This window comes from Sinomonas terricola, from assembly GCF_034931225.1.
Classification (GTDB): domain Bacteria; phylum Actinomycetota; class Actinomycetes; order Actinomycetales; family Micrococcaceae; genus Sinomonas; species Sinomonas terricola.
The window spans coordinates 21,308-35,422 of the sequence record NZ_JAYGGQ010000020.1; the positions used below are offsets into that span (position 1 = coordinate 21,308).

The window sequence follows — 14,115 nt, forward strand, 5'->3', positions numbered from 1 at the left end:
ACATCTATTACGGCTCTGGTGGATAAATATGGAAAGCATCACACTCGTTAGGAATATGAGGCTTGCGTGGGCCTTCCTTGGCCTCGTGGGCGCGGTGGCGTGCGGCTGGGGCGTCGAAATGCTCTCGACGACGATCGCGTCGTCGCCGATCCTCGAAGCCTCTGCCTACCTCGCGGTCTGGATTCCGCTCGTCGCCGCCCTGATCCTGGGCCTCCGCGGGCAGCGGCCGCGCGAGGCCCTGACGGCGCTCGGCCTTCGCCTTCGACCTCTCGATCTTCTCTGGGGGATCGGCATCGGCTGCATGGGCCGCGCCGCGGACGCGATGCTGCGCCTCCTCGCCGTCGGATCCACGGGTGCTTCGCATGCGCCGACGCTGAGCAGTGTGCCCGCCTCGATATCCCCCGCAGCCCAAACGATCGTCCTCGGCATCCTCGCGCCGGTCATCGTCGCCCCGGTTCTCGAGGAGCTCTACTTCAGAGGTTTCCTTCAGCGCGCTCTGGCCGCCGCGTTCGCGAGGTTCGGAGAAGTCGCCAAGTGGAGCCTCGCCGTCGTCCTCTGCTCGCTCGCCTTCGCGGCCGTGCACTCGCTGCTGCTCCTCGCGAACCCGGCGGAAGCCCTCCTCACGGGCGCGGCCACACTCGTGTTCGCCCTCGCGGCAGGCACGACGGCGGCGGCGACGGGCCGCCTCGGGGGCGCCGTCGTGGGGCACGTCGTGTTCAACGGGCTCGGCGTCCTGCTCACGTGGCCTGCGTGAGGCGTCGGCTCGGTGTAGGCGCCTCGATAAGTTCAGGCGTTTGAACCGAGTTCCACGAGCGTCGGCGCCGGGGTTGACTCTGCGCATCAGCGGGGAATGAAATTCTCAGAATGAGGGCAGTTGCTGTCGGCATCGACGTTGGGCACCTCGACGGCAAAGGGCTCGACCTCGTCGCCCTTGGACGCCTCCCGCCACGTCCTCCAAGGCATTCGACACCTTCACGATCTCGATCAGCTCGCAAGGATCGTCGGTGGCCTCGAGCCCGCGGTGGTCTGCATCGATTCGCCGTCACAGTGGGCGGAGGCAGGCATGCGTCGCCCCGCCGAGCGGGAGCTGACTCGGCGCGGAATCAACCTCTACACCACCCCGCCAGAAGACCAGGCGGGTCCATTCCACCGCTGGATGCGGGACGGGTTCCGCGTCTATGACGCGCTCGCCCCCAGCTACCCCCGCTACACCGGCGGCGATGTCCATGGGACGGCGGCCGAATACTACCCGCACGCCTCGGCGGTTGCCCTGGCAGGACGAATTGGCGACTTCACCAGCAAGGTCGACATTCGCCGTCGGCTGTTGGCGAAGCATGGGGTTGACGAGCCAACGCTGCTCGGCCCCGATCAGGTGGATGCGGCGCTGGGCGCGCTCACGGGCCTGATTGCGCTGGACGGTCGGCATTCGTGGGTGGGCGAGGGGCCGGACGCGATGCTTCTCCCGGTGCCCGAACTACCGGAGAAGTTCCAGCGCGTTTCAGCAGCGCCGGCTCTACCACGTGACGCCGAGGCTGCGCGTGGATCGCTTCCCTCCGACGAGAGAAGACGCCCGCCATGCCTCTGCGGATGCGGCGAAACGCCAGCAGGCCCCGGATCACGATTCATGCCCGGCGACGATCACTGCGTGAACCTCGCGACATGCCGAAGGTGGAACGGACGGGCCTGATCCACCCAGGATGATCACTCTTTTGAGCTCGAAGCCGCCTCTCTTCAGCGGGCCAATTGCGACGTCTGCTCTCTCTTCAACCGGAGGACGCTGATCGAACGCGAGATCATGACTACGTTCGCCGCGAATGCGCCGTACAGGAGACTGACGGCCGAGTGTGAATGGACCATCAGGGCCAGGATCAGAAGGATCACGATCGGGACCGTGGCGGGCATTGCGAGCATCATGGCGCCGATGAGGGGCCCGGAGGCTAGGCCGCGACGGGCGACAATGTTCCAGATCCCCACAGCCGCGTACGCGACCGCGGCCGCTCCGAAGAGCGCGACCACCAAAGACTCGGTGGTCATCACGGTTTGCGAGACGTGTCGGCCAGCAGCGCTGATGGAGTTCGCTGCCCTGAGGGCGGCGGCGGTCTGCCATCCGTAGAACGGCGCGGCGACTCCGAGGACCAGCGAGGCGGTCCCGACCGAGAGGCGCCACCGGCGGGCGTACTCGGCATCGTCGGCGCCGACGAACCGAATCCCCCCGGAGGCCGGCAAAGGCTGCCGCGGTAACGGAGGAGGACTCTGCCAATGCGGTAGTGCAGGGTTGGGATGGCCCGACCGCTGTGCCTCGGGACGCTGCAAAAGCCGCGGCTGCGGCCCGGGAGGCTGGTACTGCTCGCTCACGGCGTGCTCCTTCTCGTACAGGAACGCCCCTGCGCTCCCCCAACACGCGACGAGCCTATTTGGCGGGCAACGAGATCTCGCCGATCTTGTGGAAGAACTGCGCTAGAGCTTGGGGCCAGTCGGATCTCGCCGTCGACATCCCCAAGTGGTGGCCGCTGCCGAATTTGAGTACTCCCCACGGTGGTTCCAGCGTGTGTGCCTTGCGACCATGGCGTGTATCGCGCCCGAAGGCGCGTCTTGGCAGAGATCGAGAGGGGTTGATAATGCGTCGCTGGAAGCATTTGTTGGGAGTTGCTGCGGTGGGTGTCCTGCCGGCGGCCATCTTGGTGATGGGAGCGTCAGGCGCCAGCGCGGCGCCGTTGAATGCACCTTCTGCCCTTGAGGGCACCTTCGATTGCGGGAGTGCGGGCACCGGCACCTTCGTCGTCAACAACGGCAACGCTCAAGCGGCCGTTACGTGGGACGTAGCCCACGTGACCTTCACCACGGGCGCCAATGCTGGCGAAACGGGGATTTTCGTACCCGACAGCTTCACTCTGGTAGGCATGTTCAACGGCCAAACCGTCTTCACCGAGACGGCGAGCAAGAAGGCTCCTGCGGCGACGGTCGCCTGCACGATCTCGGCGTCGCAAACCATGCCTGGCGGTGGCGTGTTCACCTTGACCGGGGATGTGGCCGGAAAGACGGTCGTCACCGGCTAGGTGCATCAGGGCCGATCATGAAGGGAGCCGTCTGCCTTCGGCTCCCTTCTCGCGCTCAGCCCACGGGAGCCGTCTCGCCGACAAGGCACGCGCCCGTGCCGATGGGCGCAGCGAGCTCCGTCGAGACGCTCGCCTCGGATCGCACGAACTGCCCGATGAGGCATCCGCCGCCGTACTTGACTGAGACGGTCAGGGTGGGCGCCTGGAGGTTGGCGCTCGTCTGGTCCGCGGTGCGCTGCATCGAGGCTGGGCTGAAGCCCACGGCAACGAGAGCGTCGGTGAGCGTCTTCGCGGTGACGGAGGACGACGACGTCGACTGGGCGGCCCTTGTCAGAACACTCCCGAAGAGCTGCAGATTGTCCCCGTCCGAGGCCAAGGGGTCGAACCGTGCGAGCAGCGGCCGGGTGGGGGCGGGCGATGGCGTCGCGGCATTCGGCGAGGCCGCGGCAGACGGCGCCGCGGGGTGAGGCAGGAATGCGCGCCAGCCACCCGATGTCGTCAGCAGGGCGGCCACCGCCACGACCAGCGCGGCGACGACGAGCGCCACCCCCGCAGCGACCCTCCCCGGACGACGACGCGCCGCGACCTCCGCGCGTGCGGTCGCCTCGTCGTCGTCCTTCGTGAGTTCGTTCGTCTTGGCCTCGCTCATGCGCCGGACCCCACCGTGCCGCGATCATCCACGAAAGTCACTGCCATCCAGGGGAACACCCACAGGTCCAGCGCCACGAGGATCGCGCCCGCGAGCAGGACGAGGATCGCGATCCGGACCGCGATCGAACCGGGCAGGATCCGCCAGATTGCTCTGTACACGTCAGCCGTCCTTCGCAAGGAGTGGGGCCAGCTCGGCTGGCGGCGCGGTGTCGAAGCCCACGAAGGTCGCGTAGGCGGCCACGCGTTCGAGCGGCGGGAAAACGGCCGGATAGCACGTGGTCAGGGTCATGAGGCGGTCGGCTCCCGCGATGCGCGAAACCGCGGGAATCGCGTCGAGCACGGTGACGGCATCCGGCTGCACGAATTGGAAATTCCGGAACGTGTAGGTGTACCAGCCGACCGATGTCTGGATATATATCCGATCGCCGAGGCGCAGCTTGCTCAGGTTGAGGAAGCTGTTGCCATATCCGATGTCGTGAGCGGCCACCGCGAAATTCCCGACCCCGCCCGGCATCGCGGTGCCCGTATAGTGGCCGACGCCTGCCGTCACGCTGTTGAGCACGCGCTCCGTGTCCACGGACTGCCGCAGAATGCGGCGCCAGTCGCCGCCGAGCCGGGGAATGTAGATGACGCCGATCGTGTCGGCGACTCTCGCGGGCTCCGCCAGGACGGGCACCGTGCCGGCGGGCGCGCTCGGCGCGTGCGTCGGCGCCGACGTCGTCGGCGTCGGGCTTTGGGACGCCGGGGTGGGCTGCTGCGCGCGAAGCTGCTGAGTGAGCTGCCGGCTCTGTTCCGCGGCCGTCTGCTCCTGCCGAAGGCCCACGACCCACGGATTGAAATACGCGTCCCACAGCACGAAGAGGCCGATGAAGACGGCGGCTGTGATGAGCAATTCCCCGAGAACGCCAACGGCCTTGACCCATCCCGACCGGACGTCCGAAGCTCGGTTCGACACCACGTCCCTCCCCCGCCGTGCGTCTTTCGTGGGCCCTTCGAGAATACAGGGAGGGGTCAGCGCCTTGCGCTCACCGCGTCCAGCACGACCTGCGCGAAAGCCTCGGGGGTGTGGACGAGGATCTCGGGCTGGTCGACGGGACCAGTCCACGCACGTCTGCTAGCTTCCATCGCGCTCGCGAGGCTCGCGCTCTCAGGGTCCGCGAGGAAGACGCCTCGCATGCCTTCGACCGAGGCGGCGACGCCGCACGAGCGCGTGACGACGGCGTGAATCCCTGCCGCAAGCGCCTCGTTGACCACAAGGCCCCAGACTTCCTCCGTCGACGGCAGCACGAGCGTGTGGTGCTCCGCGAGGACCTCGGGCACCCTCTCGTACGGCACCGGGCCGACGAACGCGACCCGGTCGCGAAGGCCCAGCTGATCGCATAGCGCGCACAGTGACTCGAGAAGATGACCGGAGCCGGCGATGGTGAGAGAACTGTCCCCGTCCGCAAGCCTCGCAAAGGCCTCGATAAGGCCTGCGACGTTCTTCCGTTCGATGAGCTGCCCCAGGTAGAGATAGCGGTGGCCATTGGCCCTGCGGTCGCCGACCGCCGCGGAAGCCCTCGCCTGATGAGCTCTGGCGTGAATTCCAAGGACATCCACGGGATTGAACCCGACGAAGATCTTTGAAGCGTCGACGCCCATGGAAAGCAGGGCTTCCTTTGCGGCTGGACCTGGAGCGAGGACGGCGTCGAGTCCCCGGAGGAACCTCTTCCGCACCGATGCAATGGGGCCCCGGCGGAACGCGTGGGTAGCCAGCGTGGACTCGTAGAAGCCGATAAGCCGGGCGCCCCAACGGCGGCCCCGCGCCGCCGCGGTCCAGTAAGCGGGCGACTCCCACCCCGTCAGCACGAGGGCATCAAACCCCTTGCCCGGCAGTCGGCCCACCGCGCGCGGCAGGTAGAGCTGTCGCTCCCCCGCCGTCAGACGCACGGTCGGGACTTCCGAGACTGCGACGGGCGCGTTGTCCCAGGACATCCACTCGGATGCCCGGTTCCCCCGGCCCCGCTCGAAACGCGAGCGGTTCTCCAGAAGGAAGACGTGCAAATCCGCGGAACGCGCCAAGGACTCCCAGATGGGCCTGCGATACGGCGCGGCGAGATTGGTGACCCACCCGATGCGCGGCAGCGGACGGCTCATGCCGATGAACCGCCCACACCGCGTCCATGCTTCGGTTCCACTCCCCCGCCTTCCCCAACTGTTCCTGCCTTACGTATCGGCCGCTCTTTCGGGCACGACAGCACGCCGGGTATTAAGCCGTCAGATTCTCAGGTGATTCATAGCCGATTCTAAGGAAAGTCCCCATTCCCAACGAGGCGTGGTTGCCCCCGGCGGCCTGTGAGTTTGCCCAGAATACGCCCGGAAATCGCCCAGAGGGCGGCTTTCGTGGGCTTCGCACCCCTGCCACGATGGCCCAGCAACCTGCACGTACCCTGAGCTCGGCGCCCTCGTCGGGGGTACTTGGTCCTCGCCGCAGGACTACGCAGCGGGGGATTCTTCCGAGCCAGCCCACCACTTGATTACCGCCGAATGAGGACGCGATTCACGCCGTCGTCCTTTACCGCCCTATGACGCCCCGGGACCTTGGGAGTGAAGCCGCTGTCGCACGGCCAACCCGAGGTTCAACGATGGCAACGGTCTCAGCCTTCATTCGCCCCCTCGTCGCCACCGCAGCGGTGGTCGGCGCCTTCGTGATCGTCGGCGGATCATCCGCCGCAGTCCCTCCCCCACCGCCGGCAGCGCCGGCTGCGTCGGCGTCCGCCGCATCGGCGCCGGACCCTCTCGGCGAGCAGCGCGCCGTCGTCCTGGCCGCCCGGGAGGCAACCCAGGCCCGTCTCGTCCAAGAGGCCGCCGAAGCGGAGCAGAAGGCGGAGGCCGCCGCGCAGGCAGCGGCAGCCGAGGCCGCTGCGCAAGCTGCCGCGGCACAGGCCGCACAGGCCGCCGCAGCTCAAGCCGCCCAGGCCGCCGCCGCGCAAGCGGCTCAGGACGCGGCCGCACAAGCCGCGAGGCAGGCCCCCGCCCCCGCCCCCGCCCCCAAGCCCGCGGCGCCGCCGTCCGCGTTCATCCCCGTCGTCGGCGCCGGCGGCCAGGCCGCCGTGAACGCGTGCCAGGGGCCCGTGCATTTCACGCCCGTCACGGTCTCGGTCAGCATCGCCGAGCACGACTACTGCGGCGGCTGGAACAGGATGAGCTGGATCCAGCCGGGGACTATAGTCACGGTCCAGGGCTACGGGACCTTCACGGCCTTCCAGCGAATGGTCGTGTCGCAGGGTGCGTCGGAATATGTGGTGGGCAACTTCGCCGGCGGCTACCCGCCCATCTTCCTGCAGACCTGCATCCCGGGCACGGACCAGATGCTGCTCATCGGGCTCCACTGATTCGGGGCGCCCGGGGCCGGGGCTACACGGCGTATGATGCGGCCACGCGGTACCCCGACAGCGCGTCCGCGGACGCGTCAGCTTCCCCGAGAGGACCCACCATGCCCGTCAAATGGCTCGACGAACCGGAAGAGCACGATTACCCGGCCGCAGCGAGTTACCTCTCCCTCATCGCGTCGCAGGACGAGGTCAAGGCCCTCGTCAAGGACCTCAAGAAGGCCCCGGTCACGCATCAGAAGGCCAAGGACATCCTGCGCGCGTCCCAGCTCGCCCTCCTCGACGAGACCAACGCGCACGTCCGCTCGGATCTCATCAAGGTGCACCGGGGCGAGAAGCTCTCCCCCATCCTCCTCGTCCGCGGAAGCATCCGCCGCGGCGCGGCCCTCGAGATCGCGGATGGGTACCACCGCGTGTGCGCGAGCTACTACACGGACGAGAACACGGACATCCCGGTCAAGATCGCCGATTTCCCGTCCCAGGGGGAGTGAGAGGCGCCGGTGTCGTTCGCCGAGCTGTCCCTCATCTGCCTCGTCGCGATCCTGGGCCCGCTGCTCGCGGCAAGGCGCACGTGGCACCTACCGCTCGTCCTCGGCGAGCTGCTGGCCGGCGTCGTCGTCGGCCGCTCGGTACTCGGCTGGGTCAACTCGGACAACGAGACGCTCAAGTTCCTCGCGGACATCGGCTTCGCCCTCATGATGTTCGTCTCGGGAACCCACGTCCCGATCCGCGACCGCACGATCCGAGCGGCCGTGGGCAAGGGCACCTTGCGCGTCCTCATCACCGCCGCCGCCGCCGCGGCGCTCGGCACGGGCATCGCGCTGCTGTTCGGGCTCGCGAACGCGCCGCTCTACGCCGTCCTCATGGCCTCGTCGTCGGCCGCCCTCGTGCTGCCCATCATGGATTCGCTCAAGTTCAAGGGCCCCTCGGTCCTCGAGCTCACGGCGTCGGTGGCTCTCGCGGATGTGGCCGCGATCGTCGCGCTCCCGCTCGCGATCGACCCCTCACACGCGGGCCCCAAAGCCATCGGGGCCGCCGCCGTCGCTGCGTGCGCCGTCGCCCTGTGGTGGCTCCTGCGGCACTTCGAGGCCAACGGCTCGCGGCAGCGCCTCCACGATGTCTCCGAGGACCGGAAGTTCGCCCTCGAACTCCGCATCCAGCTGACCATCCTGTTCGCGCTTGCGGGGCTCGCGGCGCTCTTCAACGTCTCGATCATGCTCGCCGGCTTCGCGTTCGGGCTCGCGGTCTCGGCCGTGGGCGAACCGCGGCGACTCGCGCGGCAGCTGTTCGCCCTCAATGACGGCTTCCTCGGCCCGGTCTTCTTCGTGTGGCTCGGCGCCTCGATCGACCTGCGCCAGCTGGGCGGCCATCCGCAGATGATCCTGTTCGGCGCCCTCCTCGGCGTCGGCGCTATTCTCGCCCACGCCACCGCGCGGCTCACGGGGATGTCGCTGCCGTTCGCGGTGGCCTCCGCGGCGCAGCTCGGCGTTCCCGTCGCTGCCGCGACCATCGGCCGGAGCCTCGGCGTCCTCGCGGCGGGCGAGGACGCCGCCCTCCTGCTGGGTGCGCTCGTGACCATCGGGGCGACGACGGCGGCCGCGAGCTTCGCAGCGAGGCATCCCCCCGCGAACACGCAGGTGGGCGATGCCTCGCCCGAGGCACCCAGCGGCGGGTCCGAAGGCTCGAAGGGCAGACCAGCCTCGGGAACCTGATCTGCGCGCCCGCACCTAGCGGCGCCGTCATTCGCTTGGGTCATCAGCCCAAGCGCTGTTTGGACGATCAGGGCCCACAAGGCTTCGATCACAGCCAATAACGCGGCGGAGCCTCGTTCCGCACGGAAGGCCCCCGTAGTCTGGTTGCCGACCAGCTGGCGTAGGGACCTGTCGAGGTGACGGTGGCTCAGCTGGATGGTCGAATTGCTGAGACCTGCTGCGACGTAAGCGGTCTCGTCGGGTGGGCGTTGAGGATGAAGAAGAGCTTGGCGGTCTCTTCGAGCTCTTCTACGGCGTCCAAGGCCTGTTGCAGATTGCTGCCCGCAACTATGGGTCCGTGGTTGGCGAGAAGGAGCGCGGTGTTTTCCTGGGCGACTGTTTCGGCGAGGCACTCCAGAGCCGGGTCGCCGGGAGCGTGATACGGCAGCAAGGGCAGCCTGCCCACTCGCATGGCGAAATAGGCGGTAAGGGGCGGAAGGCTGTCGGCAGGATTGAGCCCGTCGAGGCAGGAGAGGGCTGCGGCGTGGGTTGAGTGGGTATGGACCACGGCGTGGGCCTGCGGACGCGCCCGAAGAACCGCCGCGTGGAGGAAAGCTTCCTTCGAGGGTTTGCCCCCTTGGACGTGATTTCCGTGTGGGTCGATGACGGAGAGCCGGCTGGGATCGAGGCTGCCGAGGTTCGACCCTGTTGGCGTCACAAGGATATTTCCGTTCCATCTGACGCTGATGTTGCCGGTGCTGCCGTGCGTCAGGCCGCGATCGAAAAGCGAGCGTCCCGCGGCGATGATCGACTCCCTCAGCTCCGATTCGGGTGTCATTTCTGAAGATCCGGGACATGGCGGGCGCGGATCGCGCGGGTGAGGAGGTAGGGGTCTCCGAAGTTCCCAGACTTGAGCAGCAGCGCCAGAGGATCTGGCCCAGGGGTATAGATCCACGGGACGCCAGGGGCCTCCTCGTTGCCGATCAGGCCGCCGGGAATGCGGAGTGCGGTGACCACGGATCCTGACGTTTCGCCTCCGGCGACGACGAGGCGCCGGACGCCCCGCTCGACCAGAGCGACGGCCACCCTGCCCATTGCCTCTTCGAGAATGGCCGCGGCGACGTCCGTTCCCAGTCGTTGCTGTGTCCTCTGCAATTCTTCGGATCCGAGCGATGAGTAGATGAGGGGTGCTGGCCACTTCGCTGGGAGGCTGTCGTACCATGCGACAGCTCCTTGAGCGAGAGCCGCCGGGTCCGTACAGGACAGGGCATCGAGACGATAGGACGGGTGCTCCACTTGCATCAGGGCGATCTGCTCGAGAGTCCTCGCCGAGCAACTCCCGGCCAAGACAGCTGCGAGGCCTTCGCCGACTGTGCCCGGTGCACCGTCGTCGTGGCCTCTTGTCTCGCGGGCGCCTCCGGCGATGGCATGCCCGAGGCCGCCGGCTAGGCCGGCGGATCCCGTCGCGAAAACGTCCTCGGCGCACGCTGCCCCGATCTCGTCGAGGTCTTCGGCGGTCACCGCATCGATGACGGCGTAGCGCACGCCCAACTGTGCGAGCCTGTCGAGTTCCCTGCGGACGGCAGCTCGACCCTCCCGGACGATAGCATGCGTGACGAGCTCGACTGGCCGCTCAGTTTGGGAACGCAGGACGGTCGGGATGTGGGACTCGGTCATAGGGGTGAGGGGGTGGTTGCGCATGGGCGAGCTGGAAAGAAGCTCGCCTCCGACGAACAGGTGCCCGAGGTACTGCGTCCGGTGATGATTCGGAGCGCTGGGAGCCACGACTGTGACGGGTGAGCCGAGCTGCTGGGCCAGAGCATCGCACACAGGGCCGATGTTCCCCGCAGCGCTCGAATCGAAGGTCGAGCAGTACTTGAAATAGATCCTGGGGGCACCACGGGCACGGAGCCATTGGGCCGCAGTCAACGACTGCTGCACAGCGAGGTTAGGGTCCACTGTGCGGGTCTTGAGCGCGATGACGATCGCGTCGTGGGGCGGAAGGTCCGGCTGTTCTGCCGGGGTGCCGAAGAGGATGGCTGTTCTGAGGCCGGCATGCCGGAAGGCAACGGCGGCGTCAGTGGCCCCGGTGAAGTCGTCTGCGATGGCGCCTATCATGCTGGGACCCTGCCTTCGGCGATGTGGTCTTTTCGGCCGAGTCTGCGCCGGAGTTCGGCCATGAGCAGGGGTGGGCTTGCGAGGATGGGGGTCGAAGTGCGCGGCTCGAGGCTCTCCTGCAGGTGGGCCAAGCTTGCCTGGGCAAGAACGACGGCGTCAGTGGCTGCTGCCGCTTCTGCGACTGCCGAGGTAACGAGTGCATCGTGCCTATCACGGTCGCCGGCGAGAATCGCCTCGTAGGCATCGCTGAGCAGAAGAACCGAGATGTCGATCTCCTTGGAACCCGCGTGGGCCCGAAGGAGGTCGGAGCTCGGCTCGACGGTGCTGGCCGCGGTGCAGACGAGGGTGATGTCCGACCCCGCGGCGACGGCGGCAGCGGCCATCGGGTCATCGATCTTCAGGATGGGGACCTGTGTCCGGGCCCGTGCGAGGTCGACGCCCGGCGACGTCGAGGAGCAGGTCATCACGACGAGGTCTGCTCCGGCCTCGCACGCGAGAAGGATTTGGTCCGCCACTCGACTGTGCACATCCGCCTTCGGCTTGCCGGAGAGCAGGTCCTGGAGAAGGCTTTCGTTGAGGATGTGGAATGCGGGCACGTCAGGCAGCTCGGCCGTCATGCGCGCCTTGAAGGCATCCACAAGAAAGCCCACGGTGTGAACGAAGGCAACGGTCATCGCACGGCTCCTCTGGTGTTGACGTAGAGCGAGTAGATCGACCGGCTCGCGGCCATGAAGAGCCGGTTTCCGCGCGCACCGCCGAAGGTGAGGTTGGCGCAGCGTTCGGGCAGGTGGATCTGGCCGATCAGGCGACCTTCCGGGGAGAAGATGCGAACGCCGTCGAGCTCGTCGGTTCCCATCCCCCAGCCGCACCAGAGGTTCCCGTCCTCATCGACCCGGAAGCCGTCCGGAATGCCGTCCTCGGCGTCGATGAGCACCTGCTGGTTCTTCAGGGATGCTCCGTCGGGGCCCACATCATAAGCAACGATGTTCCGACGCGGGATGGCACGACTCTGCACCACGTACAGCTTGGTCTCATCGGGCGAGAAGGCGAGCCCGTTCGGGGCACGCACGTCATCGGCGACGACGGTCAGCTCGCCTGACGTGCTGATCCGGTAGACGTTGGTCGGCAGCTGCGGTTCGTCTCGGAAGCCCTCGTAGTCGTTCAAGCCGAAAGGCGGATCTGTGAACCAGATGCTGCCGTCGGACTTGACCACCACATCGTTGGGCGAGTTCAGCGGCTTCCCGTCGTAGCTGTCGGCGAGGACGGTGATGGAACCGTCGTACTCGGTTCGGGTCACGCGCCGGGTGCCGTGCTCACAGCTGATGAGCCGACCCTGACGGTCCCGGGAGTTGCCATTGGCGAAGTTGGACGGGCCACGGAAGATGCTGGTCTGACCCGTGGTCTCATCCCATTTCATCAGCCGGTTGTTGGGAATGTCGCTGAAGACCAGGTAGCGTCCGTCGCCCACCCAGACCGGCCCCTCGGTCCACCGGAATCCTGTGGCCAAGCGCTCGACTCCGGCAAGGACGATTCGGTACTTCTCGAAGGCCGGGTCGATGACGCGGACCGCGGGATCTGGGTAGCGGGCGCTCTCGGTCCACATCTAGGCGATCTCCTTTACGGGAAGGGGGCAGCTGAGGCGCTCGAGCAGCTGAGTCGCGCCGGTGTTGATGATTGAGGTGTCGGTGGCAACGCCCAGCATGTCGACGCCCTCCGCCCTGCGCGCCCGAGCTTCGGATTCGTTGACGGTCAGGTAGCCGGTCGGCTTCCCCAACTGGCGCAGCTTGGCGAATGCCGTGTCGATGGCAGCCTGGACGTCCGGGTGCTGGCTGTTTCCGATGTGCCCGAGAGAGGCAGCCAAGTCGGCGGGGCCGATGAAGACGCCGTCGATGCCAGGCACCGCGGCGATCGCCTCGAGGTTGCCGAGACCTCGGGCGGTCTCGATCTGCACCAGAATGCAGATCTCGTCCTCGGCGGTGGTCAGGTACCCGCGGTTCTGGCCATAGTTGGCAGCACGCGAGCTTCCTGAGACTCCCCTGACTCCGGCCGGGGGGTACCGTGTGTAGCTCACGGCGGCTGCGGCCTCTTCCGCCGTTTCGATACACGGGATCAGAAGGGTCTGGGCGCCTGCATCGAGAAGCCGCTTGATGAGGACCATGTCCGACCATGCTGGCCGCACGACGGGGCTCACTCCGTGGAGCTGCATCGCCCGGAGCTGGGCGATGACATCGGCCATCTCATTGGGCGAGTGCTCGGTGTCGAGCAGGATCCAGTCGAATCCGATGCCCGCGAAGAGCTCGACCAAGGAACTGCTGTTCAAGGTCGAGAATATGCCGACCTGCTGCCGGGAGCCCAGATTGCGTTTGAAGGTGTTGACGGGAGTGTTCATGGGTTTCCTAAACGGGGAGACGGCCGGCGGCCGCGCCGGAATAATTGGTAAGGGCCTTCGAGAGCTCCACTGAAATGGCCTTAGCCTTGGGCACCCCATCGCGGATGAGGTCGGACATGGGCATCCGGGCTGCGTCAACTGTGAGGCTCACCCCGGCCACGGGGCTGTTGGACGTGTCGAGGATGGGGACGGCGACCGTCCTGAGGCCGTACGCATTTTCGCCGTCAGAGGCCGCATATCCTTGTTCGCGGACGAGCTTCAGCCGGGCGAGCAGGTCCGGGAGCTCGGTCAGCGTCTTTTCTGAGAACTTGATCCGCGGTTCGCTCTCGAGGAGTTCGATCTGCTTCTCCTCGGGCATCCAAGCGAGGATCGCGTGGGCGAGGGCAGCTGCATGGTTGCTGACTTTCCTGCCCGGGCGGGCGTCCGCGCGATGCCGCCCGAGTGGAGTGTCGTAGCGCTTGAGGTAGACGATGTCGTTGCCGTCGACTACCGCGAGGGATGCCGCGTCTGCCACCTCGGGCACGCATTCCTCGAGGAGGGGTCCGGCGTGGTCCCAGAGTTCGTGTGAGGCGAGAGCAGAATAGCCGAGATCCAGGCACTTGAGCGCGAGTCGGAATCGTTTGCCCGGAACGGTCCGGACATAGCCGAGCGAGGCCAGCGTGTGGAGGAGCCTGAAGGCTGTACCCCTGTCGAGGCCGGCCCCGGCTGCCACTTCGCTGACGCTCATGACGGGTTGCTCGGGGCGGAAGGCCTGAAGCACCGAGAAGGCCTTGCCAACGGAGTTGACGACGTTCTTCGGGTTCTCGGACGGTGATGCTTCCTTGGTCAATGGTCTTTCC

The 14,115-nt window shown here is 67.1% G+C and carries 17 protein-coding genes; 6 read left to right on the forward strand and 11 right to left on the reverse strand.

Features of this window, described 5'->3' with window-relative positions; translation table 11 throughout:
• Positions 1-55: 55 nt before the first annotated feature.
• Together SPF06_RS19950 and SPF06_RS19955 are read left to right on the forward strand one after the other, a co-directional pair.
• Entirely contained in the window at positions 56-754 is a 699-nt protein-coding gene (locus tag SPF06_RS19950) for a CPBP family glutamic-type intramembrane protease (protein ID WP_323280912.1), read from the forward strand.
• 120 nt (positions 755-874) lie between these two features.
• On the forward strand, positions 875-1,687 hold the full coding sequence (locus tag SPF06_RS19955; protein WP_323280913.1) for a DUF429 domain-containing protein: 813 nt from the start codon (positions 875-877) through the stop codon (positions 1,685-1,687).
• 44 nt (positions 1,688-1,731) lie between these two features.
• On the opposite strand, the gene SPF06_RS19960 is transcribed toward SPF06_RS19955, so the two are convergent.
• Positions 1,732-2,355, reverse strand: a complete 624-nt coding sequence (locus SPF06_RS19960; protein ID WP_323280914.1) for a hypothetical protein — start codon at positions 2,353-2,355, stop codon at positions 1,732-1,734.
• Positions 2,356-2,618: 263 nt separating this feature from the next.
• On the opposite strand from SPF06_RS19960, the gene SPF06_RS19965 reads away from it, so the two are divergent.
• Positions 2,619-3,056, forward strand: coding sequence for a hypothetical protein (locus tag SPF06_RS19965; protein WP_323280915.1), 438 nt, complete (start codon positions 2,619-2,621; stop codon positions 3,054-3,056).
• Positions 3,057-3,111: 55 nt separating this feature from the next.
• Here SPF06_RS19965 and SPF06_RS19970 read toward each other — a convergent pair whose 3' ends face one another.
• From SPF06_RS19970 to SPF06_RS19985, 4 genes are read right to left on the reverse strand one after another with little or no spacing between them, the layout of a single operon-like run.
• Positions 3,112-3,705: a DUF6993 domain-containing protein gene (locus SPF06_RS19970; protein WP_323280916.1), complete on the reverse strand. Its 594-nt coding sequence runs from the start codon at positions 3,703-3,705 to the stop codon at positions 3,112-3,114.
• On the reverse strand, positions 3,702-3,866 hold the full coding sequence (locus SPF06_RS19975; RefSeq protein WP_323280917.1) for a hypothetical protein: 165 nt from the start codon (positions 3,864-3,866) through the stop codon (positions 3,702-3,704). Before SPF06_RS19975 ends, SPF06_RS19970 begins: the two co-directional genes overlap by 4 nt.
• Before the next feature lies 1 nt (position 3,867).
• Positions 3,868-4,662: a class E sortase gene (locus SPF06_RS19980; RefSeq protein WP_323280918.1), complete on the reverse strand. Its 795-nt coding sequence runs from the start codon at positions 4,660-4,662 to the stop codon at positions 3,868-3,870.
• Between the two features lie 56 nt (positions 4,663-4,718).
• Complete coding sequence (locus SPF06_RS19985; RefSeq protein ID WP_323280919.1) at positions 4,719-5,843, reverse strand: glycosyltransferase; 1,125 nt, start codon at positions 5,841-5,843, stop codon at positions 4,719-4,721.
• Positions 5,844-6,331: 488 nt separating this feature from the next.
• On the opposite strand from SPF06_RS19985, the gene SPF06_RS19990 reads away from it, so the two are divergent.
• From SPF06_RS19990 to SPF06_RS20000, 3 genes are all read left to right on the forward strand, one after another.
• A complete protein-coding gene (locus SPF06_RS19990; RefSeq protein ID WP_323280920.1) occupies positions 6,332-7,081 on the forward strand; it encodes a peptidoglycan-binding protein in 750 nt (249 codons plus the stop codon).
• 101 nt (positions 7,082-7,182) lie between these two features.
• Positions 7,183-7,569: a hypothetical protein gene (locus SPF06_RS19995; protein ID WP_323280921.1), complete on the forward strand. Its 387-nt coding sequence runs from the start codon at positions 7,183-7,185 to the stop codon at positions 7,567-7,569.
• Between the two features lie 9 nt (positions 7,570-7,578).
• Positions 7,579-8,790 carry a cation:proton antiporter gene (locus SPF06_RS20000; RefSeq protein ID WP_323280922.1) on the forward strand — a complete coding sequence of 404 codons (1,212 nt, stop codon included), beginning with the start codon at positions 7,579-7,581 and terminating at the stop codon, positions 8,788-8,790.
• Positions 8,791-8,977: 187 nt separating this feature from the next.
• On the opposite strand, the gene otnC is transcribed toward SPF06_RS20000, so the two are convergent.
• Genes otnC through SPF06_RS20030 form a run of 6 tightly spaced genes read right to left on the reverse strand, consistent with a single transcriptional unit; the run spans position 8,978 to position 14,105 of the window.
• Positions 8,978-9,607: a 3-oxo-tetronate 4-phosphate decarboxylase gene (otnC, locus tag SPF06_RS20005; protein ID WP_323280923.1), complete on the reverse strand. Its 630-nt coding sequence runs from the start codon at positions 9,605-9,607 to the stop codon at positions 8,978-8,980.
• Complete coding sequence (gene otnK / locus SPF06_RS20010) at positions 9,604-10,887, reverse strand: 3-oxo-tetronate kinase (protein ID WP_323280924.1); 1,284 nt, start codon at positions 10,885-10,887, stop codon at positions 9,604-9,606. Before otnK ends, otnC begins: the two co-directional genes overlap by 4 nt.
• Positions 10,884-11,561, reverse strand: coding sequence for an aspartate/glutamate racemase family protein (locus SPF06_RS20015; RefSeq protein WP_323280925.1), 678 nt, complete (start codon positions 11,559-11,561; stop codon positions 10,884-10,886). Before SPF06_RS20015 ends, otnK begins: the two co-directional genes overlap by 4 nt.
• Positions 11,558-12,490 (reverse strand): SMP-30/gluconolactonase/LRE family protein, encoded by a 933-nt coding sequence (locus SPF06_RS20020; protein ID WP_323280926.1) that lies wholly within the window; start codon positions 12,488-12,490, stop codon positions 11,558-11,560. The genes SPF06_RS20015 and SPF06_RS20020 overlap by 4 nt, the downstream gene beginning before the upstream one ends.
• Positions 12,491-13,276 (reverse strand): HpcH/HpaI aldolase family protein, encoded by a 786-nt coding sequence (locus tag SPF06_RS20025; RefSeq protein ID WP_323280927.1) that lies wholly within the window; start codon positions 13,274-13,276, stop codon positions 12,491-12,493.
• Positions 13,277-13,283: 7 nt separating this feature from the next.
• Entirely contained in the window at positions 13,284-14,105 is an 822-nt protein-coding gene (locus SPF06_RS20030) for an IclR family transcriptional regulator (RefSeq protein ID WP_323280928.1), read from the reverse strand.
• Positions 14,106-14,115: the final 10 nt, after the last annotated feature.